20 protein-coding genes and 1 pseudogene are annotated in these 23,908 nt (G+C 72.8%); 11 read left to right on the top strand and 10 right to left on the bottom strand.

From position 1 onward, the window contains the following. The first annotated feature begins 203 nt into the window (after positions 1-203). Together AB0L29_RS27635 and AB0L29_RS27630 are read left to right on the top strand one after the other, a co-directional pair. Entirely contained in the window at positions 204-3,017 is a 2,814-nt protein-coding gene (locus tag AB0L29_RS27635) for an AAA family ATPase (RefSeq protein ID WP_365830617.1), read from the top strand. Positions 3,018-3,236: 219 nt separating this feature from the next. After that, positions 3,237-3,506 (top strand): PqqD family protein, encoded by a 270-nt coding sequence (locus AB0L29_RS27630; protein ID WP_365830615.1) that lies wholly within the window; start codon positions 3,237-3,239, stop codon positions 3,504-3,506. Between the two features lie 40 nt (positions 3,507-3,546). Here AB0L29_RS27630 and AB0L29_RS27625 read toward each other — a convergent pair whose 3' ends face one another. Together AB0L29_RS27625 and AB0L29_RS27620 are read right to left on the bottom strand one after the other, a co-directional pair. Beyond that, positions 3,547-3,690: a hypothetical protein gene (locus tag AB0L29_RS27625; RefSeq protein WP_365830613.1), complete on the bottom strand. Its 144-nt coding sequence runs from the start codon at positions 3,688-3,690 to the stop codon at positions 3,547-3,549. A 426-nt stretch (positions 3,691-4,116) separates the two neighbouring features. Beyond that, a complete protein-coding gene (locus AB0L29_RS27620; RefSeq protein ID WP_365830611.1) occupies positions 4,117-4,884 on the bottom strand; it encodes an alpha/beta fold hydrolase in 768 nt (255 codons plus the stop codon). Between AB0L29_RS27620 and AB0L29_RS27615 the strand changes: the two genes are divergently transcribed. The 3 genes and pseudogenes from AB0L29_RS27615 to AB0L29_RS27605 all read left to right on the top strand — a co-directional run bounded on the left by AB0L29_RS27615 (position 4,795) and on the right by AB0L29_RS27605 (position 10,758). Then, on the top strand, positions 4,795-7,908 hold the full coding sequence (locus AB0L29_RS27615) for a BREX system ATP-binding domain-containing protein (protein WP_365830609.1): 3,114 nt from the start codon (positions 4,795-4,797) through the stop codon (positions 7,906-7,908). The genes AB0L29_RS27620 and AB0L29_RS27615 overlap by 90 nt on opposite strands. A gap of 178 nt (positions 7,909-8,086) precedes the next feature. Beyond that, positions 8,087-9,059: pseudogene (locus AB0L29_RS27610) on the top strand (IS481 family transposase). A gap of 127 nt (positions 9,060-9,186) precedes the next feature. Continuing rightward, complete coding sequence (locus AB0L29_RS27605; protein WP_365830607.1) at positions 9,187-10,758, top strand: GMC family oxidoreductase N-terminal domain-containing protein; 1,572 nt, start codon at positions 9,187-9,189, stop codon at positions 10,756-10,758. Between the two features lie 5 nt (positions 10,759-10,763). Here AB0L29_RS27605 and mftR read toward each other — a convergent pair whose 3' ends face one another. Further along, entirely contained in the window at positions 10,764-11,378 is a 615-nt protein-coding gene (gene mftR, locus AB0L29_RS27600) for a mycofactocin system transcriptional regulator (protein ID WP_365830605.1), read from the bottom strand. A gap of 314 nt (positions 11,379-11,692) precedes the next feature. On the opposite strand from mftR, the gene AB0L29_RS27595 reads away from it, so the two are divergent. Continuing rightward, positions 11,693-12,010 (top strand): hypothetical protein, encoded by a 318-nt coding sequence (locus tag AB0L29_RS27595; protein ID WP_365830603.1) that lies wholly within the window; start codon positions 11,693-11,695, stop codon positions 12,008-12,010. A 97-nt stretch (positions 12,011-12,107) separates the two neighbouring features. Then, the gene (locus AB0L29_RS27590) at positions 12,108-13,448 is read left to right on the top strand and encodes a cytochrome P450 (RefSeq protein ID WP_365830601.1); all 1,341 of its coding nucleotides are present in this window, start codon (positions 12,108-12,110) and stop codon (positions 13,446-13,448) included. Here AB0L29_RS27590 and AB0L29_RS27585 read toward each other — a convergent pair. Next, on the bottom strand, positions 13,402-14,433 hold the full coding sequence (locus AB0L29_RS27585) for an NAD-dependent epimerase/dehydratase family protein (RefSeq protein WP_365830599.1): 1,032 nt from the start codon (positions 14,431-14,433) through the stop codon (positions 13,402-13,404). The genes AB0L29_RS27590 and AB0L29_RS27585 overlap by 47 nt on opposite strands. Further along, complete coding sequence (locus AB0L29_RS27580; protein WP_365830597.1) at positions 14,430-15,455, bottom strand: ScbA/BarX family gamma-butyrolactone biosynthesis protein; 1,026 nt, start codon at positions 15,453-15,455, stop codon at positions 14,430-14,432. The genes AB0L29_RS27585 and AB0L29_RS27580 overlap by 4 nt, the downstream gene beginning before the upstream one ends. 674 nt (positions 15,456-16,129) lie before the next feature. Between AB0L29_RS27580 and AB0L29_RS27575 the strand changes: the two genes are divergently transcribed. From AB0L29_RS27575 to AB0L29_RS27560, 4 genes are all read left to right on the top strand, one after another. After that, entirely contained in the window at positions 16,130-16,828 is a 699-nt protein-coding gene (locus AB0L29_RS27575; protein ID WP_365830595.1) for a ScbR family autoregulator-binding transcription factor, read from the top strand. 263 nt (positions 16,829-17,091) lie between these two features. Further along, positions 17,092-18,510 carry a DUF2252 domain-containing protein gene (locus AB0L29_RS27570; protein WP_365830656.1) on the top strand — a complete coding sequence of 473 codons (1,419 nt, stop codon included), beginning with the start codon at positions 17,092-17,094 and terminating at the stop codon, positions 18,508-18,510. Positions 18,511-18,576: 66 nt separating this feature from the next. Then, complete coding sequence (locus AB0L29_RS27565; RefSeq protein ID WP_365830593.1) at positions 18,577-19,371, top strand: hypothetical protein; 795 nt, start codon at positions 18,577-18,579, stop codon at positions 19,369-19,371. Between the two features lie 28 nt (positions 19,372-19,399). After that, complete coding sequence (locus tag AB0L29_RS27560; RefSeq protein ID WP_365830654.1) at positions 19,400-19,729, top strand: rhodanese-like domain-containing protein; 330 nt, start codon at positions 19,400-19,402, stop codon at positions 19,727-19,729. A 155-nt stretch (positions 19,730-19,884) separates the two neighbouring features. Here AB0L29_RS27560 and paaE read toward each other — a convergent pair whose 3' ends face one another. From paaE to paaA, 5 genes are read right to left on the bottom strand one after another with little or no spacing between them, the layout of a single operon-like run. Beyond that, positions 19,885-20,940, bottom strand: coding sequence for a 1,2-phenylacetyl-CoA epoxidase subunit PaaE (gene paaE, locus AB0L29_RS27555; RefSeq protein WP_365830591.1), 1,056 nt, complete (start codon positions 20,938-20,940; stop codon positions 19,885-19,887). Then, the gene (gene paaD / locus AB0L29_RS27550) at positions 20,940-21,482 is read right to left on the bottom strand and encodes a 1,2-phenylacetyl-CoA epoxidase subunit PaaD (RefSeq protein ID WP_365830590.1); all 543 of its coding nucleotides are present in this window, start codon (positions 21,480-21,482) and stop codon (positions 20,940-20,942) included. The genes paaE and paaD overlap by 1 nt, the downstream gene beginning before the upstream one ends. Next, entirely contained in the window at positions 21,476-22,207 is a 732-nt protein-coding gene (gene paaC, locus AB0L29_RS27545) for a 1,2-phenylacetyl-CoA epoxidase subunit PaaC (protein ID WP_365830588.1), read from the bottom strand. Before paaC ends, paaD begins: the two co-directional genes overlap by 7 nt. Then, positions 22,204-22,491, bottom strand: a complete 288-nt coding sequence (paaB, locus tag AB0L29_RS27540) for a 1,2-phenylacetyl-CoA epoxidase subunit PaaB (protein ID WP_365830586.1) — start codon at positions 22,489-22,491, stop codon at positions 22,204-22,206. Before paaB ends, paaC begins: the two co-directional genes overlap by 4 nt. Next, on the bottom strand, positions 22,488-23,522 hold the full coding sequence (paaA, locus tag AB0L29_RS27535) for a 1,2-phenylacetyl-CoA epoxidase subunit PaaA (protein ID WP_365830584.1): 1,035 nt from the start codon (positions 23,520-23,522) through the stop codon (positions 22,488-22,490). Before paaA ends, paaB begins: the two co-directional genes overlap by 4 nt. Between the last annotated feature and the right edge of the window lie 386 nt (positions 23,523-23,908).

Here is a 23,908-nt window from a genome sequence, read left to right as displayed (position 1 = left end):
CCCCGTCGTCGGGGTGCGGCTCGGCCGGGGCTTCTGACCTCCAGAAGCCCCGGCCTTTGTGCACCTGCAAGCAGAACGGCCGCCTGGGGTCTGTCGGTTATCGACAAACCACTTCCCCACGAGCCCGAGGGTTGGGCTATATTCGGTCACACGTCTTAGTCATACGTCCTTGCCACACGCGCGTATAGCGGGGGGTCCGCGACATGACGCTCATTGAACGCGATCGACCCATCGAACCACTCGAACAACTCCCATGCGAGAGCGCTGCCGGTCGCGGGCAAGTGGCCCTGATCAACGGCGGCCTGGCCAGCGGGAAGACCGCCCTGCTCGACGCGTTCACCGACCGGACCGCGGCCTCGGGGGCCCTGGTCCTCACCGCCTCCGGCTCCCGCGCCGAACGAACCCTCCAGATGGGGGTGCTGGACCAGCTGTTCCGCGGCCCGGCCCTGCCCCCGGCGGTCGCCAGTGACGTGGCGCGCATGGTGACGGTCTCGGCACCGGCGTCCGGTGAGGAGGACGCCGACTCCGTGACGGTCCGTCAGCCCCACGTCACCCGGGTCCACGGCATCTGTTCCGTACTGCTCGACCTCGCCCGTGAACGTCCCCTGGTCATCGCCGTCGACGACCTGCACTTCGTCGACCCGGTCTCCTTACAGGTGCTGCTGTACCTGCAGCGCCGCATCCGCGCCGCCCGGGTGATGCTGGTCTTCACCGAATGGGACCATCGGGCCGCCGTCCCGGTGCGCTCGCACGCCGAGCTCACCCGCCGCCCGCACTGCCTGATCAAGCTGTCCATGCTGAGCAGGCAGGCCGTGGCGCAACTGGCGGCGCAGCACCCGACGGCGGCTGCGGGCCCGCTCCATGCCGAGCGCCTGCATCAGTGGAGCGGCGGCAACCCCCTTCTGGTGCACGCCCTGCTCCAGGACGGCCCGGCCGGCGGCCAGGAGGCGGCCGGTGACACCTCCGGCACCGAGGAGGGACCCGCGGCGGCACCGGGCAGCGCGTTCCGGCGGGCCGTACTGGGCTGCCTGCACCGCTGGGGTCCGCTGGTGCTAGAGGTGGGGGCGGGCGCTGGCCGTGCTGGGCGACTATTCGTCCCCCTCGATGGTGCGCCGGCTGATCGGCGTCAGACAGGACACGGCCGCCCAGATCATCGACGTGCTCCAGGAGGCCGGTCTGCTGAACGGCCACGTCTACCAGCACCGGGCGGCCCGCGCGGCGGTGCTCGCCAGCCTCAAGCCGGCCGACCGCACGGTGCTGCACCTGCGGGCCGCGTCCCTGCTCCACGAACACGGGGGCGCCGCCTCCGAGTGGCGCACCACCTGATCGCCGCGGACCGCGGTGAGAGGCAGTGGGCCGCCGACACGCTGCGGAAGGCGGCGGCGGAAGCCCCGTCGGTCCACCGCCCCCAGTTCGCGGTCCAGTGCCTCACCCTGGCACTCGGCGCCTGTGTCGACGAGGCCTCCCGCACGGCGGTCCGGGAGGCGCTGATGCGCATCGAGTGGCGCGCCAACCCCAGTGCCGCCGCCCGGCATCTGGCCCCTCTGCACGAGGCGCTGAACGCCGGGAGGCTGCACGGCTCGGAGGCCGCACTGCTCGCCCGGCGTCTGCTGTGGCAGGGCAGCCAGGACGCGGAGAAGGTCACCGCCGAGGTCCTCGGCGGCGCGGACGCCACCTCGGACTCCGAGACGGTGGCCGAGCTGCGGCTGACGCGGGAGTGGATCCACGGCTCGCCGCGGCGGCCCCTGCGGGACGCCTCGTCCGCCGCCGACGTGACGCTGAGCCGGAAGCCGGCCAAGGCGAACGGCAACGTGTGGGCCGAGGTGGGGGCGACCCTGACCGCGGCACTGGCCGCGCGGAGCAGCAGCCGGGTGGCGCACCACGCCGAGCAGATACTGCGCAGCTGCCGGCTGGGCGACCACACGCTGGGGGCCATCGCCTGCGCCCTGTCCGCCCTCGTCTACGCGGACAGAGCGGATCTCGCGGCCCCTTGGTGCGACTCCCTGCGGCAGCAGGCTCAGCAGGACGGGGCCACGACCTGGCAGGCGGTGCTGACGGCGCTGCGCGCGGACATCCATCTGCGGCAGGGCAGCCTGGCGGAGGCGGGCGCGCAGGCACGCGAGGCGCTCGAGCTGATGCCCATGCAGAGCTGGGGCGTGGTCGCCGGTCCGCCCCTGTCGATCGCCCTGCTGTCGGACATCGCGGTGGGCAGGCACGCGTCGCCGCCCGACCGGGCCGTGCCGCCCGCCATGTTCGAGACGGTGCTCGGGATGCGGTATCTGCACGCCCGCGGCCGTCACCACCTCGCCCACGACCGGGTCCTGGCCGCCGTCAACGACTTCCAGCGGTGCGGCGACCAGAAGCAGCAGTGCGGCATGGACCTGCCGACCCTGGCGCCCTGGCGCAGCGACCTGGCCCTGGCGCACCTGCGCATGAACCAGACTCAGACGGCGCGTGAGCTCGTGGAGGAGGAACTGCGGCGGCCCGGGGCGGACAATCCCCGGGTGCGGGGTCACGCGCTGCGCGTCCTGGCGAAGGCCAGCCAGGCCAAGGCGCGGTCGTCCCTGCTGAGGAAGGCCGTCGATGCCCTCCAGGAGTCCGGCGAACGGCTCGAACTGTCCTCGGCACTGGACGAGTTGAGCCAGGTGCACCACGAGCAGGGGCAGTACCGCCGGGCCCGCGTGGTGGCCCGGCAGACCGCGCAGGAGGCCCGCACGCTGAAGGTGCCGGAGCTTCCGCAGCAGCGCACCCGGGACGAGGCGGAACCGGCCGTCGCCGTCTCCGAGCCGGTGCTCAGCGGCGCCGAGCGCTGGGTGGCGGCCCCGGCCGCCCTGGGGCACACCAACCGGGAGATCAGCCGCCGCCTGTTCATCACGGTCAGCACGGTCGAACAGCACCTGACCCGCGTGTACCGCGAGCTCAACGTCAGCGGCCGGGCCGACCTGCCGGCGGGACTGACGCTCCACCGCGAGTACGCGGTGGGCAGCGCCGGGCCGCGGCCTCCGCAAGCCTGCTGAGGGGTGGCAGCGCCATCACCATGCGATCTCATGTCAGCCGGCCCGACCGACCGGGTGCCTCCTACACCTCAACAGTGGATCCACCCCCCTCTCCCGGACTCGCACACCCTGCCACCATGAAGGAGTGCCGTCAGGCGGACCCGGTGCACGGGTCACGCGGGCGGCCACCTGTCGGTGATACGGGAGAGCGGGCTGCACGAGGTCCGCGGGGAGGCCATCGTGCCCATTCGACCCAGTCCGGGCGTAACGGCAGTCGTTCTGGAGAACGGGGACCTGGAACTGCACTCTCAGGAGTCGGGGGTCCGTACCTGCTGGGGCCCGGTGAACACCGCGATGTGGATAGCCCTGCGGCAGAACGACGGGCACCTGGAGGCCGCCGCCGATCTGCTGGCGGCACTGTGGGACGTCGATCCGCCCTGCATGCGGTCGGATCTGGAGGTGTGGGCGAACGAACTCAGCGACGCGGGCCTTTTGCGCAATGTGCCGTGAGCGCGCGGCCGTCGCCGGGCGTGGAGCGGTGGCCGACGGCTCAGGGGGTCGTCGCGACCAGCCCCGCGGCGCGCAGGTCGTCCACCCAGATGTCCAGTTCGGCGTGGAGGATGACCGGTGCGGAATCCCACATCTCGGCGAGCGCGACCGCCGCCCGGTCGATGTCTCCGTCATGCTGCCGCAAAGCTATCCACAACGCGGCGCAAAGCTTCGGAAAAACGTGCGTCTCACCGTCACGCAGACATAGAAGGAGCTCTCCGCTCTGCAGAACATTCGCCCTCACACCGGGCACGGGCTGCACGTGCATGGATTACCCTCCTCGTGACAATCCACGTGTCCGAATCCAGGAGCGGCGGAACATCACAAGAGGCAGAGTATGGCTCCGGCGGTGTTGACGGGACGACACCCGCACCCGGGCAGACCAGGAGCGTCCCTGGTGCGCCGTGACAAAGAATCCCCAACGCACTCATTATACGCGGAGTTTACAAGCCTGTAAATTACCTGGAAATAGTTGGCGGAAGGTGGCGTTCCGAAAAGAGAAGGGCGCGGAACATGTACCGGGCGCATCGGGCTTTCGCTTGTCGGCGCCCGCCGTGAGGGAGGCGTTGCCCTACCGGGACCCCACCGCGGACGCGCCGACGTGGTCCGTGATGACGGACATCACCTCGGCGGCATGGGCGTTGAGGAAGAAGTGGCCGCCCTCGAACCACCGCAGCCGGAAGGCCCCGGTGGTGTGCTCGGCCCACGCTTCCGCCTCCGCCGCGGTGACCTGCGGGTCCTGGTCCCCCACGAGCGCGGTGACGGGGCAGGCAAGCCGCGTGTCCCCGGTGAAGCGGTAGGTCTCCGCGGCCCGGTAGTCGTTGCGTACGGCCGGCAGGATCATGCGCAGCATCTCCGGGTCGCCCAGTACCTGCGACTCGGTGCCGCTGAGCCGCCCCAGCTCCATGATCAGCGTGTCGTCGTCGGCCAGGTGGACCGTCTCGTGACGGAACCGGGACGGGGCCCGCCGGCCGGAGGCGAACAGCCCCTGAACTGCCAGTCCCCGCTGTTCCAGCCGCAGGGCCACCTCGAAGGCCAGGGACGCTCCCATGCTGTGACCGAACAGGTTCAGCGGCCGGTCCGCCCACGGCAGGAGCTCCTCGACCACCGCGTCGGCCAGTTCGGCGACGGTCTTCATGCAGGGCTCGTGCCGCCGGTCCTGCCGGCCCGGGTACTGCACGGACAGCACGTCCACGCCCGGTGACAGCGTGCGCGACACGGGGAAGTAGAACGTCGCCGATCCTCCCGCGTGGGGAAAGCACACCAGGCGGGTGGGCGCCTGGTCCGCCGGGTGGAACCGGCGGATCCAGGCGCCGTTGGAGGCAAACGATTCGGTCATGACGTCTCGGCTTCCTTTCCAGGTGCTCTCATTCGGAGCCCTGCCCTCCGGTGCGCAGCCGTCCGGGTTACCCCATTCAAGCTGTGTAAGGACCGGGTCCGCCAGAGCGGGAAACCCCTACTTCGCGACTCAATCCCCCTAGCGATTGCCCCGTCCGTCCGGATTTCACTGCGAAACCCTTCGGTGACGCGCGGCGAGTCGGCCATTTCCGCATGCCGGAACTCTTCGAAATTGGCTCGAATTATTCCCTGCACACACTGGGCGTCAAAGGAGAGCCGAATTAAGCTCGCAGCGATACCTGCACTCGGCACAAGCCGTTCTACGCCAACTGCGCACCGGAGCGGCCGAGCCGTACGGGCGCGACCGGCGACATCGAGACGACACGGGGGCGAAGTGACGCTGGTTGGTCGCGAAACAATACTGCACACATTGGACAAAAGGCTCGAAACCTGCGCGTCGGGGGAAGCGCACACCGTCCTGATCGAAGGGGCGGTCGGCTGCGGTAAGAGCGAGGTACTGGACACCTTCGCCAAACGGGCGGCGCGCAGCGGCGCGCTCGTGCTCCAGGCCTTCGGATCGGCCGCCGAGAGCACCCTCCCGCTCGGGGTGATGCGGCAACTGCTCGCCTCGGCGGGGCCGGGGCCGCTGCCGCCGCCCTCCTCGCTCGACGACGCCTCGGTGACCGCCGCCATGAACGTCTTCTGCGCCGGCCTGCACGCGGCGACCGCCGACGCCTCGGTGGTGGCCTGCGTCGACGACCTGCACCTGGTGGACGACGCCTCACTGCGCTTCCTGGCCCACGTCCTGCGACACGCCCACTCGGCGTCGTTCCTGCTGGTGCTGACCTCCCCCCTGCACGAAGCGCCAAACATCGACTTCCGGACAGAACTGCTGCGGCGGGACAGCGTCACCCGCGCCCGCCTGGAACGCCTCGCACCGCAGGAGGCGGCCGCGGCACTCGCCAGCTCCGCTCCGCAGTACGACGAAGACCTCGCGGCCCTGCTGCACAGGTCCAGCGGCGGCAATCCGCTGCTGCTGCGCGCCCTGGCCGAGGAGTACCGCTGGACGGCGCCGCGGGCGTCGGGCGAGCCGCTCGCGGACTTCCCCGCGGTGGGCGGCCTGTTCGTCCAGGCCGCCGAGACCTGTCTGCGACGGAGCGGTCCGGTGGCGCTGGACGTGGCCCGGGCCGTCGCGGTCCTCGGGACGGACGGGACCGAGGCCGAGATCGCCCGCCTGCTGAACATGACCGTGCCCGACGTGACCCACCAGCTTGCGTCGCTCGCCGCCGCGGGCATCGTCGAGGACAGGCGTTTCGGCCATCCCGCCGTCCCGACCGCGCTGCTGGGCCGGATGAACACCGCAGACCGCGCCGAACTCCACCGACGCGCAGCGGAGGTCCTGTACGACGGGGGGCGGCCCGCCCTCCGGGTTGCCGGGCACCTGGTGACCGCCCAGCAGTCGGGAGCCGTACTGCCGCAGGAGCAGTGGGTGACCGATCTGCTGCGGGACGCCGCCGAGGAACTGGTCGAAGCCGACGACCTCGAGCAGGCCACGGCCGTGCTGGAGGCGGCGTACGCCGGCCGGCCCGATCCCCAGCAGCGCGCGGAGATCAAGATCCGGCTCTCGGCGATCACCTGGCGGCTGAATCCGGCCACCGCCGAGCAGCACCTGAGCGAGCCGCTGGCCCTCCTGCGCGACGGCGGGCTGGCGACCGAGCGCATGGAGTCGCTCGCCTCGGTGCTCCTCGCGCAGGGCCGCCTCGAGGAGGCGCACGAGACGCGCCGGCACATCGCCGAGGCACTCGGCACGGAGTGCGGCGCCCCCGCCGAAGGCACCGACTGGCCCCTCCCCGACGCCGACCCGGCCGGTGAGACGGCTTCGTGCGAATGGTTTCTGCAGACCACCGCGCTCCAGGACACCACACTGCTGCCGATCGCCCGCGCGATCCGCACCCTGATCCACTCCGAGCAGCCCGAGTCCGCCGTGGCCTGGTGCCGAAGACGCCTGACGGAGGCGGGCCGCTACAGGGCCCCGGCGTGGCGTGCGGTCTTCGCCACGCTCCACGCGGAAGCGCTGCTGCGGCTGGGCGACCTCAGGGGCGCGGAGGAACAGGCCCTCCAGGCACTGCAGTTCCTGCCCCAGCGCAGCGGGAACGCCTTCGCCGGCAGCCCGGCGGCCCATCTGATCCGGGCACGCACCTCGATGGGCCGACATGCCGCGGCGGCAGCCCAGCTGGAGCAGCCGGTTCCGAGCACTCTCTTCCACAGTGTGCACGGTCTGCCGTACTTGCGCGCCCGTGGTCTGCACTGGCTGGCCACCGGTCAACTGCGTTCGGCACTGGCGGACTTCCTGGAGGCCGGGCGACTCGCCCAGGAGTGGGGGCTGGACCACCCCTCGGTGCTGGCCTGGCGGGGTGACGCCGCGGAGGTGCTGCTGCGGCTCGGGGACGCCGAACAGGCGGAGCAGTTGCTCCTTCAGCAGATGGCCAAGCCCGACGCCCGGCGCTCCTGGGTGCGCGGCACGTCGCTGCGGCTGCGGGCAGCGACACAGCCGGCCGCTCGCAGGACCGCCCTGCTGCAACAGGCGGTCGACGAGCTGCGCAAGTCCGGAGACCGCCTGGAACTGGCCCAGGCGCTGGCCGATCTGGCACAGGCGCACCAGGACAACGGCGACGCGGCGAAGGCCAGCGCCTCCTCGCGGCAGGCGTGGAGCCTCGCCGAGACCTGCGGTGCGGAACCGCTGCGCGAGCGCATCCTGCCCGGCGTCCGTGCCGAGGTGCATCCGGTCCGCCGTCCGGCACAGGCACCCGCGCTGCCCGACAGCGAGGGCACCCTCAGCGAGTCCGAACGCCGGGTGGCCACACTCGCCGCCCGCGGCTACACCAACCGGCAGATCTCCCGGGAGCTGTACATCACGGTCAGCACGGTGGAGCAGCACCTGACCCGTGTCTACCGCAAGCTCAGCATCACACGCCGCCAGGACCTCCCGGCCGACCTCCGGATCGTCTCCCGCGAGATCGCCTAGCGAGGCGCGCCCTGACGTGGTGGTGGTGCCGGTCCGGGTACCTCCGTCGCCGTGTCCGGGGCCCTGGCTGTTCTGTCCCGGGACGTTGGTGACACGCGTGCTGGGTGCTTGAAGAGGTGAGGGCCTTCTGGGTTCGGTGTGGATTGCGAGATCTACGACCGGTACTCAGGAGGCCCTCGTGTCCCACCGTAACGCCCCGCTGACGCCGACGGGGCGCCTTCGGCTGGCCCGGTGCGTCGTGGAGGACGGCTGGCCGCTGCGGCGGGCCGCGGAACGCTTCCAGGTCTCGCCGACCACGGCCCGGTGCTGGGCCGAGCGCCGCCGGCAGTTCGGCGAGGCCGGGATGTGCGACCGCTCCTCCCGCCCGCACACCAGTCCGCGCCGCACCCCGACCCGCACCGAGCGCCGGATCATCAAGGTCCGCCTCCTGCGCCGCTGGGGACCGGCCCGGCCGCTGGGGACCGGCCCGCACCGCGCACCTGCCGCGCCTGGTGCCCTCCACCGTGCACCGGGTGCTGACCCGCTTCGGCCCGGCCCGCCTCACGCACCTGGACCGGGCCACCGGCCACGTCACACACCGCTACGAACGGGACCGGCCCGGCGAGCTGGTGCATGTGGACATCAAAAAGCCCGGCAACATCCCCGACGGCGGCGGCCACAAGGTGCTGGGCCGCCGGGCGGGCCACAGGACCCGCTCCGGCGCCGGCTACAGCCACCTGCACACCGCCCTCGACGACCACTCCCGCCCGGCCTACAGCCAGATCCACACCGACGAGAAGAAACAGACCGCCACCGCCTTCCGGCAGCGCTCCCACGCCTTCTTCACCCAGGCCGCAATCACCGTCGAACGGGTCCTGACCGACAACGGCTCCTGCCACCGCTCCCGCGACCGGCGCGACCTGCCGGCCGCGGCCGGGACCGCCCACGAACGAACCCGGCCCTGCCGGCCCCAGACCAACGACAAGGCCGAACGCTTCAACCGCACCCTGCCCGACGAATGGGCCTACGCCCGCCCCTACCGCTCCGAGCAGGAACGACGCCAGGCGTTCCCCGGCTGGCCGCACACCCACAATCACCACCGCGGCCACACCGCGCTCAAAGGCCAACCACCCGCCAGCCACGTCCCCAACCTCACAGGGCAGTACAGCTAGGGCTTGCGCACAATGGCCGTGGCGGGCTTGGATTCTGAGCCATGACACCTGGCCGGCACCCCGTCCTCGTCGTCGCCGTTGTCGTCCGTACGGCCGTTGTCGTCCGTGCGGATGAGGGCCGACTGCCGTGAACCCCCGGCCCGATGTCGTCGTGGTCGGCGCCGGAGGTGCCGGTGCCGTGCTTGCGGCCCGGCTGAGCGAGGACGCCGACCGGAAGGTGCTGCTGCTGGAAGCTGGTCGAGTCCCGCGTGGCGCGGCCGAGTTCGGCCCCGCACTGCTCGACGCGCGGCTGGTGCCGGGCGCACAGCCGGATCATCCGGCCGTACACGCCCACGCCGTACGACTGACTCCGCACCGGCCGTGGCTGGCGCCCCGCGGGCGTGTCCTCGGCGGATCCACCACGGTCAACGGCGGCTACTTCATCCGGGCCCGGCGCGAGGACTTCGACCGCTGGGCCGCCGAGGGGAACCCCGCCTGGGCCTACGACAACGTCCTGCCCCTGCTGCGCGCCCTGGAGACCGACCTCGACTTCGGTCCCGGCCCGGCGCACGGGCAGAGCGGCCCGATGCGGATCACGCGCAGCCGCCTCGCGCACCCGGCCGCCTCCGCGTTCCGCGAAGCCGCCCGTGCACTGGGCTTCCCTCCGGAACCCGACAAGAACAACCAGGCCCCCGCGGGCTTCGGCCCCGTGCCCTCCAACTCGGTCGAGGGCGTACGCCGCAACACCGGGCTCAGCTACCTGCCGCCCGAGGTGCTCGACCGCCCCAACCTCACGGTTCTCGATACCTGTTCGGCTCACCGCGTCGTCGTGGAGCAAGGCCGCGCCACCGGCGTGCTGGCCGAACGCGGCGGCAACCACATCACGTTTGACGCGGACACCGTCGTCCTCAGCGCAGGCGCCCTCGCCACCCCCCGCCTTCTCCTGCTCTCCGGGATCGGCCCTCGTGCCGACCTCCGGCGCATCGGCATCCCCGTGGTCCACGACGCCCCCGCGGTCGGCACCCGCTTCGGCGACCACCCGCAGATCGTGCTCGACTGGGCACCGCGCGACGACCTGGGTGAGCCCGCCGAATCCTGGCTCGGCGGCTGCCTGCACCTGTCCTCCGCAGGCACCTCGGCCCCGTGTGCCGATCGCGGCCCGGGCGATGTGGAGATCCTCCAGTCCCTGATTCCCATGGTCGGACTAACCAGCGGTGCCGTGCGCGTCCCCGGCGCCCCGCTCTCCTTCCTCGCCTCCGTTCAACTGCCCCGGCCCACCGGACGCCTGCGCTTACGGTCCGCCGACCCCGCTGTGCCGCCCCGTATCGACTACCGATATCCGAGCGCCCCGGAGGTCCGGCGCCGGCTGCGCACCGCCGTCCGCGTCACCGCGGAACTCCTCGGCACGCCCCCCTTCGCGGCACTCACCTCCGGCCTGATCGAACCGGTGTCCGGCCTCCTCGACGACGACCGCGTGCTCGACCACTGGATCCGTGGCCGCCTCAGCACGGCCCAGCACACCTGCGGAACCGTTCCGATGGGGCCCGCCGACGACCCCACCCGCGGCGCGGTCGACCAGTTCGGCCGGGTGCACGGCGTGCGCGCGCTGCGTGTCGCGGACACCTCCATCCTCCCGGACACCCCCCACCGCGGCCCCGCCGCGACGGCCGTCCTCGTCGGCGAGCTGATCGCCGACGCGATCCGGCGCGACCTGCCCTGAGGCGGTCACACTGCGCCCAAGCCCTCGTCCAGCCGCCGGATGGCAAGGTTGAGCAGCCCGCTCAGCTCGGCGCCTTCCTGGGCCAGCCAGTGCTCGTATGCCGTGACGGCGGCGGCGAGCACGGTGTGGCCGAATAGCCGCGGCACCATGTGGGACGGCGGCAGACTCAGGTGCCGTCCCACGAAGTCGGTCACGATCGCGCGCCATGACGCGTAGCGCAGGGCAGCATCGGCCTGAAGGGCGGGCACGGTCAGGATGAGTTCCATCCGTTGCCGGTGCCAGGGCACCACGTCTGCGTCGAACCGGTTGAACTCCACGACGGCCTCGCGCAGGGCCACCATCACCGGCACGCCCGGGTCAGAGGCGTCCAGCAGGGTCCGGAATCCGGCCAGGTGCTGCTCGAAGTCGCCCCAGACCAGGTCGTTCTTCGAGGAGAAGTAGCGGAAGAAGGTCCGCCGGCCGATACCGGCGGCCCCCGCGATGTCGTCGATCGTGGTGGCGTCGAAGCCTTGCTGTGCGAACAACTCGAAGCCGAGCCGCTCCAGATCGGCACGCGAGGTGACACGCGGACGCCCCGCCCTGACCGGCTGGTTGGCCACAGCACGCGAAGGCGACTCCATACAGGACTCCTTCCGCCGGGGTTCAACATACCGCCGCCCGCCGACGAGGTACGGCCCTGCTCGCCGACCACGCACCGGCACCCGAGAGCGGTCGCGTGCTTCCACCGCGCCGGAACCCCGCCACCGGGTCTGTACACAGCGAGTTCCGTCGGTGCCCCACACCGTCGAAACGGGCGGCACCGATCACGGTGCCGCCCGTTTCGCTGTACGCTGACCTGCCGGTGTGTGAGAGATGTCTCAGAGGCCGACGGGCCCGGCGAGGCCGTCACGCCCGTACGCCCGCCAGGTCCACGGCGCGGCGGCGCAGGAGGAGCGTGGCGGGGACGGCGGACGCCGCCACCGCGGGTACCGCGCACGCGGCGGCCGAGGCGCCGGCGGCCGTCCGCAGCCGTCCACGGCAGCTCGACCGTGCCGCGCACCGACAGCAGGACGGGCGCGGCTCCCCTGCCGGCCCGGTCGAGCCCGGTGACCAGGAGGCCGAGCGGCGCGCCGGCCGCGACCACCGTCGGCGTCTCGGCGCCCGGGCCGCCGCCGCGGGAACCGCCCGGAGCAGGAGCGGTGCGCGGGAACCGCCCGGAGCAGGAGCGGTGACCGGGCAGCGCCGCGCCGGCCGCGTCCGGCCGCCCCTGTGATCCACGTCATGGCCGGAACCAATCGGTCGCCGCGTGTTCCGGCGGGGCGGCTCGCACGATGGTCTCCCGAGCCCCTTGACGCAAGGAGCGATGCGACATGGCGCAGCAGTCCTGCCCCTTCCTGGCGATCGACCCCTCCGGCCAGGACCTCTACGGCCAGATATCCCGGATACGGGCCCAGGGGCCGGCCGTCGAGGTCGAACTCCCCGGCGGCGTACGGGCGTGGTGGATCAGCGGCCTGGAGCTCAACAAGCGGCTCCTCGCCAGCCCTCTGGTCAGCAAGGACGCGTACCGGCACTGGCCGGCCTGGATCAACGGGGACGTCTCCCGCACCTGGCCGCTGGCGATCTGGGTCTCGGTGCGCAACATGGTCACCGCCTACGGACCCGACCACACCCGGCTGCGCAGACCGATGGCCGCCGCCTTCACCAAGCGCCGCGTCGACGCGCTCCTGCCCCGCGTCCAGGAGATCGTGGACCGGGTCCTGGACGGCCTCGCACGGGTCCCGGTGGGCGAAGTCGTCGACCTGCGCCGGTCGTTCGCGGCGCCGGTGCCGCACGAGGTGGTGTGCGAGCTGTTCGGCGTACCGCGCGAACCGCACGGTCCCGACGGTCCCCGCCAGGCCCTGTACCGCATCATCAACCGCTTCTTCGACACGGAGATCTCACTGGAGGACGCCCACGCCAACGCGCAGGACCTGTACCGGACCCTGACCGCGTTCCTCGACGCCAAGCGCGCCCGGCCGGCCGACGACCTCACCACGGCCCTCATCGCCGCGCACGAGGAGGGGAGCCTCACCGAGCAGGAGCTGATGGACAACCTGATCCTGCTGCTCACCGCGGGCTACGAGACCACGGTCAACCTCATCGACAACACCGTGCACAGCCTGCTCGCCCACCCCGACCAGCTCGCCCTCGTCCGCTCCGGGCGCGCGAGCTGGGAGGACGCCATCGAGGAGTCGCTGCGCCACGAGGCGCCGGGTGCCATGTCGGGCCTGCGGTACGCCGTCGAGGACATCGAGATCGAGCCAGGCCTGACCATCCCCAAGGGCGATCCCCTCGTCGTCTCCTTCGCCGCTGCCGGCCGCGACCCCGAGCGGCACGGCCCGGACGCCGACCGCTTCGACGTCACCCGTCCCACCAGCCGCGACCACCTGTCCTTCGGCCACGGCGTGCACCACTGCCTGGGCCGGCCCCTGGCCATGGCCGAGGCCACCACGGCCCTGACCGCCCTGTTCGACCGCTTCCCGCACCTGGCCCTGGCCGACCCGGCCCGGCCCCCGAAACGACTGCGCTCCGTCATCTCCACCGGCCACCAGGAGCTGCCCGTCCTGCTGCACGGCCGTGACGGCACCCCGGCCCGGGGTCCGGCCCCCGAGGAGCTGCGGGCGATCAGGAAGCCCGCAGGAACGACCGGTACCAGGGTGCCGAGCGCGTGAACGCGCCGGCGAACCCCTCGCCCGGAACGCAGTCCAGGCCCTTCCAGAAACCGTCGTCCGCGAACCAGTGGTCGACCGTGAGCAGGGCGAGGTGATGCAGCGCGCGCGCGGACCCGGCGGCCCGCTCCCGGGCGGTGGCGACGTCCACCACCGCCCCGCCGCCGGGGTCCTCGACCTGCGCGCACACGGTCGCGACCAGCTCCGAGGCCCGCACCGGCTCGGGGTGGTTGACGTGGTGCACACCGGGTCCGTGGGCCGGGGACAGGGCCGCGGCCACCACGGCACGGCCCAGCGTCCGCACGTCGATCATCGACTGCAGCGCCTCGCACCCGGTCACGGCCGCCGACAACTCCCTCAGCAGCCCGACCAGTCCGGGGACCACCCAGCGGTCCCCGGGGCCGTACACCAGGTGCGGCCGCAGCACCAGTCCGCCCGCCTCCAGGACGTGCCGCTCGGCCGCGGCCCGGGTGCGGCTGGTGGCCGAGGCGGGCGCGAGCGGCACGTCGCCGGGGCGTACGCCGCGGAAAGGGCCCGGTCCGTAGACGGCGGCCGTGCTCACGTACACGATCCGGCGCACGCCGTGGCGCACGGCGTCCTCGACCAGCGCCCGCGTGCCCACGTCGTTGACGGCGGCGGCGACGCCGGGGTCACCGCCGATCTGCGAGGCGCAGTGCACGAGGACGTCCACCCCGGCGCAACCGCCGCGCAGGGAGGGCGGATCGGCGAGGTCGCCGGGGACGGTCTCGTCGCCGACGACGCGGCGCGGGGGCGGCGGGGGTGTGCGGCCGCCCTGCCGGGGCGGCGGATCCGCGGGGCCGCCCGCGCCCGCTGCGGTCCCGCCGCCGAGGTCGCCGGAGCCGGCGGCGTGCGGTGGCGTACGGCGGGACAGCAACCGCAGGCGCACGTCCGGGCGCCGGCGGGCCGCGTCCGCGACCCGGCTGCCGATGAAGCCGCTCGCGCCGGTGACCAGGAGGGTGACCGTCACGGCAGGGACCGCAGCGGGGCCGTCGGGTCGCAGGTGAGCGTGGCGGTGAACACGGACTCGCCGTTCTGCTGCCCCGACACCCGGACCTCCACCTCCTCCGGGCCCTTGTCCAGCACCTCGGTCTCGATCCAGCAGGGGCGGTCCAGTTCGGCGTAGCGGCGGAAGGAGGTCGCCATCTCGCTCGGCAGGAAGGGCCGCCGGCCGGTTGCCGCGGTCGCGGCCTGGCGCGCGGCCTCGAACAGCAGCATGCCCGGGACGTGGTCGTTGGGGTGGGGGAAGAGGACCGGGTGGCCGGTGTCGACGCGCAGCCGCCAGAGGCCGGGGCGGCCGGCCGGGGACAGGACGACGTCCTCGGCCCGGCTACGGCCGACCAGCCCGGGCGGTACGGCGGGCAGGAGGGGGACCGGCGTGCCCGGGCCGGCCGGCCGGCGGGCCCGCAGCCGGCGGTAGGCGGCGGGTGAGGTGCAGCCGGTGCTGCCGGTGCCGCGGGCGACGAGGTGCCCCGCGCGGCGGAACTCCATCGTCGTGCGCATGCTGCTCAGGCCGCGTCCCCGGAGCCGTATCTCGGAGCAGACGACGTCGATGGCGACCGGCTGCGCGGCGTCCGCCGTCAGCAGTGCGGACGGGGCGATGCAGACCGTCATGTCCCGCATGACGAAGTGCGTGTCGGCCGGCACCCCGAACTCGGCGTGCGCGAGCACCATCGAGGTCTGCCGCAACGTTTCCCCGACGATCATCGGGTCCTGGTGACGGTCGTCGACGGGCTCGAAGAAGCCGTGGTCGGCGGGCCAGCGCGCGGTGACGAGGAAGCGGGTGCCGGAGAGGCGGCGCCAGTGAAGGGGGAGGACGTCGGACTCGTGCGAACGGTGGGCGAGGTGCGGGGTGACTTCGGTGATGTCGGTGGTGCGGGTGGTGCCGGTGACGTCGGCGGAGTGGGTGTACGGGGTGGAGTGGGTGGCGTGAGTGGACTGGGTGGCCTCGGCGACCCTGGTGATGTGCCCGTGCCCGGTGGCTCCGTTCACCGCGTCACCCTCGGGGTTTGCCGGACCGCCCGCCAGTCCGGTCTGATCGTCCGTGGGCGCGCTTGATGGGCCCGTGTGAGACATGAGGAGAACCCCCAGGATCGACTGCCTGGTCCCGGTCGACGTGGGCACTAAGATACGTACGAGACGGTTTTTTTCCAAGGGTGGTTCAAGGGCGGTTCGAGCTGGTCCAAGCCGCTGAGCAGGCATCGCGGCCGTGTCGTGGGGATGTCGGCGGGCAACGGTTGACACCGGTTGACGCGGTTGGCGTCGGTTGGCGTCGGTTGAAGTGGGTCGGCTCGGGTTGATGCCGGTTGGCGACTGTTGATACCGGTTGGTGTCGGCCGGCTCCGGCTACCGCCGGTTCGCGTCGACGCGCGGTGTGGGGGCGTCGGCCGGACGGTGCGGAGCGCCGAACGGGCTTCGCGGGGACGTCCGGATGACCGGGGCGTGTCGGGGGCGCCTGGGACGTCTGGGGACGTTTGCGGATGTCTGCGGACGTCTGGGGCGTCGTACGGGCGGGGACGTCGCGGGCCGGACTCCCCGGTGAGGAGACGTCAGGCAGAGGGGGACCCGGCGTCGGCGCGGATGGAGACGTCCGGAGACCTGGGACAGACGAAGACGTCGCCCGGATCGACCAGATCGACCGGCCGACGCGGAGCAGGAGGCATCCGATGGCGCGACAGGAGCGCGCGATCCGTACCCGGCGCACCATCCTGGAGGCGGCCGCGGCCGTCTTCGACGAACGCGGCTACACCTCGGCCACCATCGGGGAGATCCTGGAACGGGCAGGGGTCACCAAGGGCGCGCTGTACTTCCACTTCGCCTCCAAGGAGGAGCTGGCGATCGGCGTGTTCGAGGAACAGCTGGCGATCTCCCTGCCCCCGCAGCCCAGCAGGCTCCAGGAACTCGTCGACTCCGGCCTGGTGCTCGCCCGGCGGCTGCGGAGCGAGGCACTGGTACGGGCCAGCGTGGGCCTCGCCCTCGACCAGGGCGCCATGGACCTCGACCGCACCCCCGCCTTCCAGATGTGGATCGACCGGAACGCGCAGCTGCTGTCCGGGGCGAAGGCACAGGGCGAACTCCTGCCGCACGTCGACGTGGCCGAGACGGCGGAGCTGCTGGCCGGCAGCTTCTCGGGGGTGCAGTTGCTGTCACAGCTGCGCTGCCAGCGGCAGGACCTGGAACGCCGGGTGACCGTGCTGTTCGAGCACCTCCTGCCCAGCATCGCCGTCCCGGCGGTGCTGGCCCGGCTGGACCTCGCGGCGGACCGGGCCGAGCGGCTGCTCGCCGAGTGCGGGGCGCACGACGCGGGAGCGGAGGGACCCCTCACGGCGACGCCGGGGGTGCCGGCCAGGGCCGAGGCGGGGTAGCGGGGCAGACGGGGTACTGGGGCAGGGGCGGGGTGGTCCTCCGGGGCTTTCGGTGACCGGCGGTGGCCCGGGGCGTAGCCCTCCGTGCGGCGGGGGACGCCCGTCGGCGCGGGCGGGTTCTCCCCGACGACGGAGTTGTCCACAGGGTCTGACGCTCCCCGGCCCCCGGTTGTACGGTCGGCACGAGTTGATGTCCGTGCGTGTGCGGGGAGGCGGTCGCGGTGACCGAGAGCGGTGCCAGGACGACGGGCGCGGACGCGGCCGTGGAGCAGGCGGTGCCCGGCGGCACCGGGCGGGCGCGCAGGCTGCCCCGGGTGCGGGGCTTCGCCGCGTGGCCCGCCGACGGCTCCCCCAAGGACGAGGGGAAGGCGCTGCGCAAACAGGTCCCGCGCCGCGCGCACGCCACGCTGGACCTGGACGGCTCGCGGCCCGACGCGGTGACCGCGGTGCAGGAGTCCAACCGCGGACGGCTCCCCGATCTCACGCCGATGCGGGTCGGCCGGATGGCGGCCACACCCTTCGCCTTCCTGCGCGGCGCCGCGGGCCTCATGGCGTACGACCTGGCCCGCACCCCCATGACCCGGATCCTCGCCCAGATCTGCGGCGACGCCCACGCGGCCAACTTCGGCCTCTACGGCGACGCGCGCGGCGGCCTGGTCATCGACCTCAACGACTTCGACGAGACGGTCCGGGCCCCCTGGGAGTGGGACCTCAAGCGCCTCGCGACCTCGCTGGTCCTCGCGGGCCGGGAGGCCGGCGCGGACGAGGACACCTGCCGCGAGGCGGCGCACGACGCCGCGGGCTCCTACCGCCGCACCATGCGGCTGCTGGCCGGGCTGCCGGCCCTCGACGCCTGGAACGCCATCGCGGACGAGGAACTCGTCTCCCACACCGACGCCCACGACCTGCTCGGCACGCTGGAGCGGGTCTCCGAGAAGGCGCGCCACAACACCAGCGGACGCTTCGCGGCCAAGTCGACCGAGGCGAGCGAGGACGGCGGGCGCCGCTTCGTCGACGCCCCGCCGGTACTGCGCCGCGTCCCCGACGCGGAGGCCGCGGCGGTGGCCGAGTCCCTGGAGGAGTACCTGACCACGCTGCCGGAGGACCGCCTGCCCCTCATGGCCCGCCACGCGGTGCAGGACGTGGCGTTCCGGGTCGTCGGAACGGGCAGCGTCGGCACCCGGTCGTACGTGGTGCTCCTCCTGGACCACCGGGGTGAGCCGCTGGTGCTGCAGGTGAAGGAGGCCCGCCCCTCGGCCCTGCTGCCGCACCTGGTGACCGCCGGCTTCGAGACGCCGCCGGCCGGCCACGAGGGCCGCCGGGTGGTCCTGGGCCAGAAGCGCATGCAGGTCGTCAGCGACGTCCTGCTGGGCTGGACGACGGTCGACGGCCGTCCCTACCAGGTCCGCCAGTTCCGCAACCGCAAGGGCAGCGTCGACCCCACGGCCCTGGCCGCCGACCAGCTGGACGACTACGCCCGCATGACCGGCGCCCTCCTGGCCCGAGCCCACTCCCACAGCGCCGACCCCCGCCTGGTCGCCGGCTACTGCGGAAAGAGCGAGGAACTGGACGAGGCGATAGCGGCCTTCGCCGTCGCCTGTGCCGACCGGACGGAGGCGGACCACGCGGAACTGGTGGCGGCGGTGCGGGAAGGGAGGATCGCGGCGGAACTGGGGGTGTGAGGGCTCGGGGGAGCCCTCCAGGCGATGCCGGTGAACTCCGCCCGACCCGTGGCCTACGCTGGTCGGGTGACGACCCCGGAAGTTGAGCAGTCCCGCCCGGAGGAGCGGCTGGAGCGGGCCGTGCGGGCCGCCGAGCACGCGCTGATCGAATACGAGATCGCGGTGGAGACCTTCCGCGTCGAGGTCGAGAACTTCTCCCGGCTGCACGAGCAGCGGCTCGGCCCCGTGTACGCCCGCATCGAGGAGCTGGACGCGCAGATCGCCGAGGCCAGGGCCGCCCGTACCGGTGACCCCGAGGACGTCCGCAAGGCCCAGGAGCTGCGAGCCCGCCTGATGCCGATCCCCGGCGTCGAGGAACTGCTGAACGGCTGGATGGACGGCGACGGCCTGTTCCCGGAGGCCGCCGCGATGCTGACGGACCAGCCGGTCCGGCCCCCGCAGCGGGTACGGCCCAGCGAGGAGGCCCGCAAGCTCTACCGCGAGCTGGCCCGCAAGGCCCATCCGGACCTGGCGCAGGAGGAGAAGGAGCGTCGGCGGCGCGAGGAGTTCATCACCCGGGTCAACGCCGCCTACGCCCGCGGTGACGAGGCGGAGCTGCGCGAACTGGCCGAGGAGTGGGCCGCCGGTCCGGAGCTGAAGCAGGTCCCGAGCCGCAGTGAGGAGCTCTACGCCCGCCTCGAATGGCTCACCCAGCGCAAGGAACTGCTCACCCTCGTCGCCAAGGAACTGGAGGAGAGCGCCATCGGCTCGATGCTCCGGCTCGCCCCGGACGACCCCGACCGCCTCCTGGAGGAGATCGCCCAGCAGCTCCAGGCCCAGGTCGCCGAGCGTGAGGCGGAGCTCGCCGCGCTGCTCGGGTAGCGTCGGGGACATGAATTTCGGAGCTGGTGTGCCCACGGTCCGGGTCGCGGACCTCAAGGACGGCGACTTCCTGCTGGACGTCCGCGAGGACGACGAGTGGAAGGCGGGTCACGCCGAAGGAGCGCTGCACATCCCCATCAGTCAGTTCGTGGCCCGTTACGGCGAGCTGACCGAGGCCGCCCCGCAGGACGGCCGTGTCCATGTGATCTGCCGCTCCGGGGGCCGTTCGGCGCAGGTCGCGATGTACCTGGTCCAGCAGGGCGTCGACGCCGTGAACGTCGACGGCGGCATGCAGGTGTGGGAGGCCGCCGGCCGTCCTGTCGTGACGGACGACGGGCAGCCGGGTCACGTTCTCTGACGGGCAGCGGGGGCGGGTCCCCGCGCAGGACCGGGCAGCGGGGTCGCGTCCTCCTGCCGGGCCGGTTCCCGCAGGAGGACGTGTCCCTGTCCGGTCCGCCCGAGGCGGAGGGGGCGGTTCGTCTCCCGCCGTCGTGGGCGAGCCGGTGTGCCCGCCTACCGGTCGAAGTCCAGCTCCACCGTCTCCGTCACCGGGTGCGACTGGCACGCCAGCACGTAGCCGGCCTCCGTCTCCTCCCGCTCCAGCGCGAAGTTGCGGTCCATCCGCACCTCGCCCGAGACCAGGAGGGCCCGGCAGGTCCCGCAGACCCCGCCCTTGCAGGCGTAGGGCGCGTCGGGCCGGTTGCGCAGCACCGTCTCCAGCAGCGACTCGCCGTCCTGGACGGACCAGGTGCCGCCGCGTCCGTCGAGCCGGGCGGTGACCGTGCTGTGTGCCGGAGCCGCCGCCCTGGTGGCCACCGGGGTGGAGTCCACGTGGAAGATCTCCTCGTGGATGCGACCGCGCGGCACGTCCAGCGCCCGAAGCGCCCGCTCGGCCTCCTGCACCAGTCCCAGCGGCCCGCACAGGAACCACCCGTCCACCCGCCGCACCGGCACCAGCGCGGGCAGCAGCCCGGTCAGCCGTTCCTGGTCGAGTCGTCCGGAGGGCAGACCGGCCTGCTGCTCCTCCCGGGAGAGCACCGTCACCAGTTGCAGCCGCTGCGGGTAGCGGTCCTTCAGGTCGGCGACTTCCTCCAGGAACATCGTCGAGGCGGTCGTGCGGTCGCTGCGGATCAGGCAGAACCGTGCCTCCGGCTCGCGCGCGAGCAGTGTGGAGACGATCGACAGCACGGGGGTGATCCCGCTGCCGCCGACGATCGCGGCGTACAGGCCGGGTGCCGGTTGCAGCGTGAAACGGCCGGCCGGTGTCATGACCTCCAGCTCGTCCCCGACGTTGATCTCCTTCAGCGCGTACGTCGAGAAGGCTCCGCCCTCCACCAGCCGCACTCCGACGCGCAGGGTGGCCGGGCCCGTGCCGTCGGGGGCCGGGGAGCAGATGGAGTACGTGCGCCGTATCTCCTGCCCGTCGGCCGTGCGGCGCAGGGCGAGGTGCTGGCCCGGAGCGTGGCGGTACTCGTCGGTGAGCTCCGGGGGCACGGCGAGGGTGAGGGCCACGGAGTCGTCGGTGAGCCGGTCGACCGCGGCCACCCGGAGCCGGTGGAAGCGCGCCATCACAACTCCTTGAAGTGGTCGAACGGTTCACGGCAGGCCAGGCACCGGCGCAGCGCCTTGCACGCGGTGGAGGAGAAACGGCTGAGCAGTTCGGTGTCGGCGGAGCCGCAGTGCGGGCAGCGGACGGGGTCCCCGGGGTGGTCTCCGTCCGGGCCGAGGGTCCGCGTCGGGCCCAGCGCGACGGTGACCGGGCCGCCGTCCGCCCGCCCTGCGCGCGGCGGGGCTATGCCGAACTCCCGGAGCTTGCGGCGTCCTTCGTCCGTGATGTCGTCCGTGGACCAGGCGGGTGTGAGGACCGTGCGGACGCTGACGTCCCGCATGCCGTGCTCGCGCAGCACCCGTTCGATGTCCAGGGACATCGCCTCGACGGCCGGGCAGCCGGTGTACGTCGGGGTCAGCTCGACCTCGACGGCGTCCGTGCCGCGCACGCGCACCGCGCGCAGCACGCCCAGCTCGCGCAGGGTGAGCACGGGCAGTTCGGGGTCGGGCACCGAGCCGGCGAGCTCCAGCAGCTCCGCCTCCAGGGCGGTGACCGTCACCATGTCGCTCCCGGGTGGCTGCGGTGCAGGTGCTGCATCTCGGCGAGCATCCGCCCGAAGGGCTCGGTGTGCACGCCCTGCCGGCCCGCGCCGGCCGACCAGGCCCCCGAGCGCGGTCCCTCGGGCACGGTGAGGGTGGCGCGGCGCAGTACCTCCGCGACCTGTTCCAGCCAGGCGGTCTGCATGCCCGCCCAGTCGGCGTCGAGGCCCTCCACCGGCTGGAACATCTCGCCGGTGTACCGCCACAGCCGCTCGCACGCCCGCCGCATCCGCTCGTGGCTGACGTCCGTGCCGTCGCCGAGCCGCAGGGTCCACTGCTCGGCGTGGTCGCGGTGGTAGGCGACCTCCTTGACGGCCTTGGCGGCCAGTGGCGCGAACGGTCCGTCCGAGGCGGCCAGTTCGGTGTACAGCAGGTGCTGGTAGGTGGAGAAGTACAGCTGGCGGGCGATGGTGTGGGCGAAGTCGCCGTTGGGCTGTTCCACCAGCTGGAGGTTGCGGAAGGCGCGCTCCTCGCGCAGATACGCCAGCTCGTCCTCGTCGCCGACCAGCGACAGCAGCACCCGGGCCTGGCCGAGCAGGTCCAGCGCGATGTTGGCGAGGGCGACCTCCTCCTCCAGGACGGGCGCGTGGCCGGCCCACTCTCCCAGGCGGTGGGAGAGCACCAGGGCGTCGTCGCCCAGGGAGAGGGCCGCGGTGGCGGGAACGGTCGTCGTGCGCGGTGCCGTCACAGGTGCTGCACCCCCTCCGGGATTTCGTAGAACGTCGGGTGCCGGTACGGCTTGTCGGCGGCCGGCTCGAAGAAGGGGTCCTTCTCGTCGGGCGAGGACGCGGTGATCGAGGACGAGGGCACCACCCAGATCGAGACGCCCTCGCCGCGCCGGGTGTACAGGTCACGGGCGTTGCGCAGGGCGAGCTCCGCGTCCGGCGCGTGCAGGCTGCCGGCGTGGGTGTGGGACAGGCCGCGGCGCGAACGCACGAAGACCTCCCACAGGGGCCAGTCGGTGGTGCTCATGCCCGCGCCTCCTCACGCTCGTCGGTGTGGTCGCCGGTGCGGCCGCCGCTGTGCTTGGCCGCGTAGGCCGCGGCCGCCTCCCTGACCCAGGCGCCCTCTTCGTGGGCCCGCCTGCGCTGGGAGAGCCGCTGCTCGTTGCACGGGCCGTTGCCCTTGAGGACCTGCCAGAACTCGGTCCAGTCGATCGGGCCGAAGTCGTAGTGCCCGCGCTCCTCGTTCCACTTCAGGTCGGGGTCGGGGAGGGTGAGGCCCAGCGTCTTCGCCTGGGGGACGCAGATGTCGACGAAGCGCTGGCGGAGCTCGTCGTTGGAGTGCCGCTTGATCTTCCAGGCCATCGACTGCGCCGAGTGCTGCGACTCGTCGTCGGGCGGGCCGAACATCATCAGCGACGGCCACCACCAGCGGTTCACCGCGTCCTGGGCCATCGCGTGCTGCTCCGGGGTGCCGCGGCTGAGGGCGAGCAGCAGCTCGTAGCCCTGGCGCTGGTGGAAGGACTCCTCCTTGCAGATGCGGACCATCGCGCGCGCGTAGGGACCGTAGGAGCAGCGGCACAGCGGCACCTGGTTGGTGATCGCGGCGCCGTCCACCAGCCAGCCGATCGCGCCGACGTCTGCCCAGGTCAGCGTGGGGTAGTTGAAGATCGAGGAGTACTTCTGGCGGCCCGCGTGCAGTTTGTCGAGCAGGTCGTCACGGCTGGTGCCGAGGGTCTCGGCCGCGCTGTAGAGGTACAGGCCGTGCCCGGCCTCGTCCTGGACCTTGGCCATGAGGATGGCCTTGCGGCGCAGCGAGGGCGCGCGCGTGATCCAGTTGGCCTCCGGCTGCATGCCGATGATCTCGGAGTGGGCGTGCTGGGCGATCTGCCGGACGAGCGTCGCGCGGTAGGCGTCGGGCATCCAGTCGCGTGGTTCGATGCGCTCGTCGGCGGCCACGGCCGCGTCGAAGGCGCGCTGGTACGCGGTGGTGTCCCCGGTGGCGTCCGGTGCGCCGTACGCCTCGCTGCGGGCCGTCTCGTGCGCGGCTGCTGTCGCCATGAGTCCCCCTCGACCTGGGCTCTGCTCGGAGCACGCTCCCGACCGATCGTTCGGTTCGTGCGATTCCATGGTGGGACGGGCGTCGTAAGGTGTCAACCGCTGTGGATAACCTGCGCGGTTCCCGCGGACGATCCGCGGGGGGCACCTCCTCGGACGATCCGCGGGGTACCTCCGGGGACGGCGTGGGCCGCGGCTCCTCCTGCGCGGGAGGGCCGTACGGCCGGTTCCCGCGGTGTGGCGACGGCCACGGCGGGAGTGCCGGCCGGGGGTTGTGCCCGGCGGGGCGGGCCTGAGTACGGTTCCCGTGCCGGCGCCGTGCGGCGCGCAGGCGCACGACGCCCCGCGGCCGGGCGGACGGAGCGACGGACCGGATCGGGGAACGGGGC

Origin of the sequence: Streptomyces sp. NPDC052701 (assembly GCF_040678355.1) — a bacterium.
Classification (GTDB): Bacteria; Actinomycetota; Actinomycetes; order Streptomycetales; family Streptomycetaceae; genus Streptomyces.
Note: the sequence above shows the minus strand (reverse complement) of the source record. Positions and strands in the feature narration are given on the sequence as shown.

Excerpts from the sequence above, each read along its gene's own strand:
- AB0L29_RS27635 (WP_365830617.1), top strand. The coding sequence starts at position 204 with ATGACGCTCATTGAACGCGATCGACCCATCGAACCACTCGAACAACTC.
- AB0L29_RS27620 (WP_365830611.1), bottom strand. The coding sequence starts at position 4,884 with ATGACCGAATCGTTTGCCTCCAACGGCGCCTGGATCCGCCGGTTCCAC.
- mftR (WP_365830605.1), bottom strand. The coding sequence starts at position 11,378 with ATGGAGTCGCCTTCGCGTGCTGTGGCCAACCAGCCGGTCAGGGCGGGG.
- AB0L29_RS27590 (WP_365830601.1), top strand. The coding sequence starts at position 12,108 with ATGGCGCAGCAGTCCTGCCCCTTCCTGGCGATCGACCCCTCCGGCCAG.
- AB0L29_RS27575 (WP_365830595.1), top strand. The coding sequence starts at position 16,130 with ATGGCGCGACAGGAGCGCGCGATCCGTACCCGGCGCACCATCCTGGAG.
- paaE (WP_365830591.1), bottom strand. The coding sequence starts at position 20,940 with ATGGCGCGCTTCCACCGGCTCCGGGTGGCCGCGGTCGACCGGCTCACC.
- paaD (WP_365830590.1), bottom strand. The coding sequence starts at position 21,482 with ATGGTGACGGTCACCGCCCTGGAGGCGGAGCTGCTGGAGCTCGCCGGC.
- paaB (WP_365830586.1), bottom strand. The coding sequence starts at position 22,491 with ATGAGCACCACCGACTGGCCCCTGTGGGAGGTCTTCGTGCGTTCGCGC.
- paaA (WP_365830584.1), bottom strand. The coding sequence starts at position 23,522 with ATGGCGACAGCAGCCGCGCACGAGACGGCCCGCAGCGAGGCGTACGGC.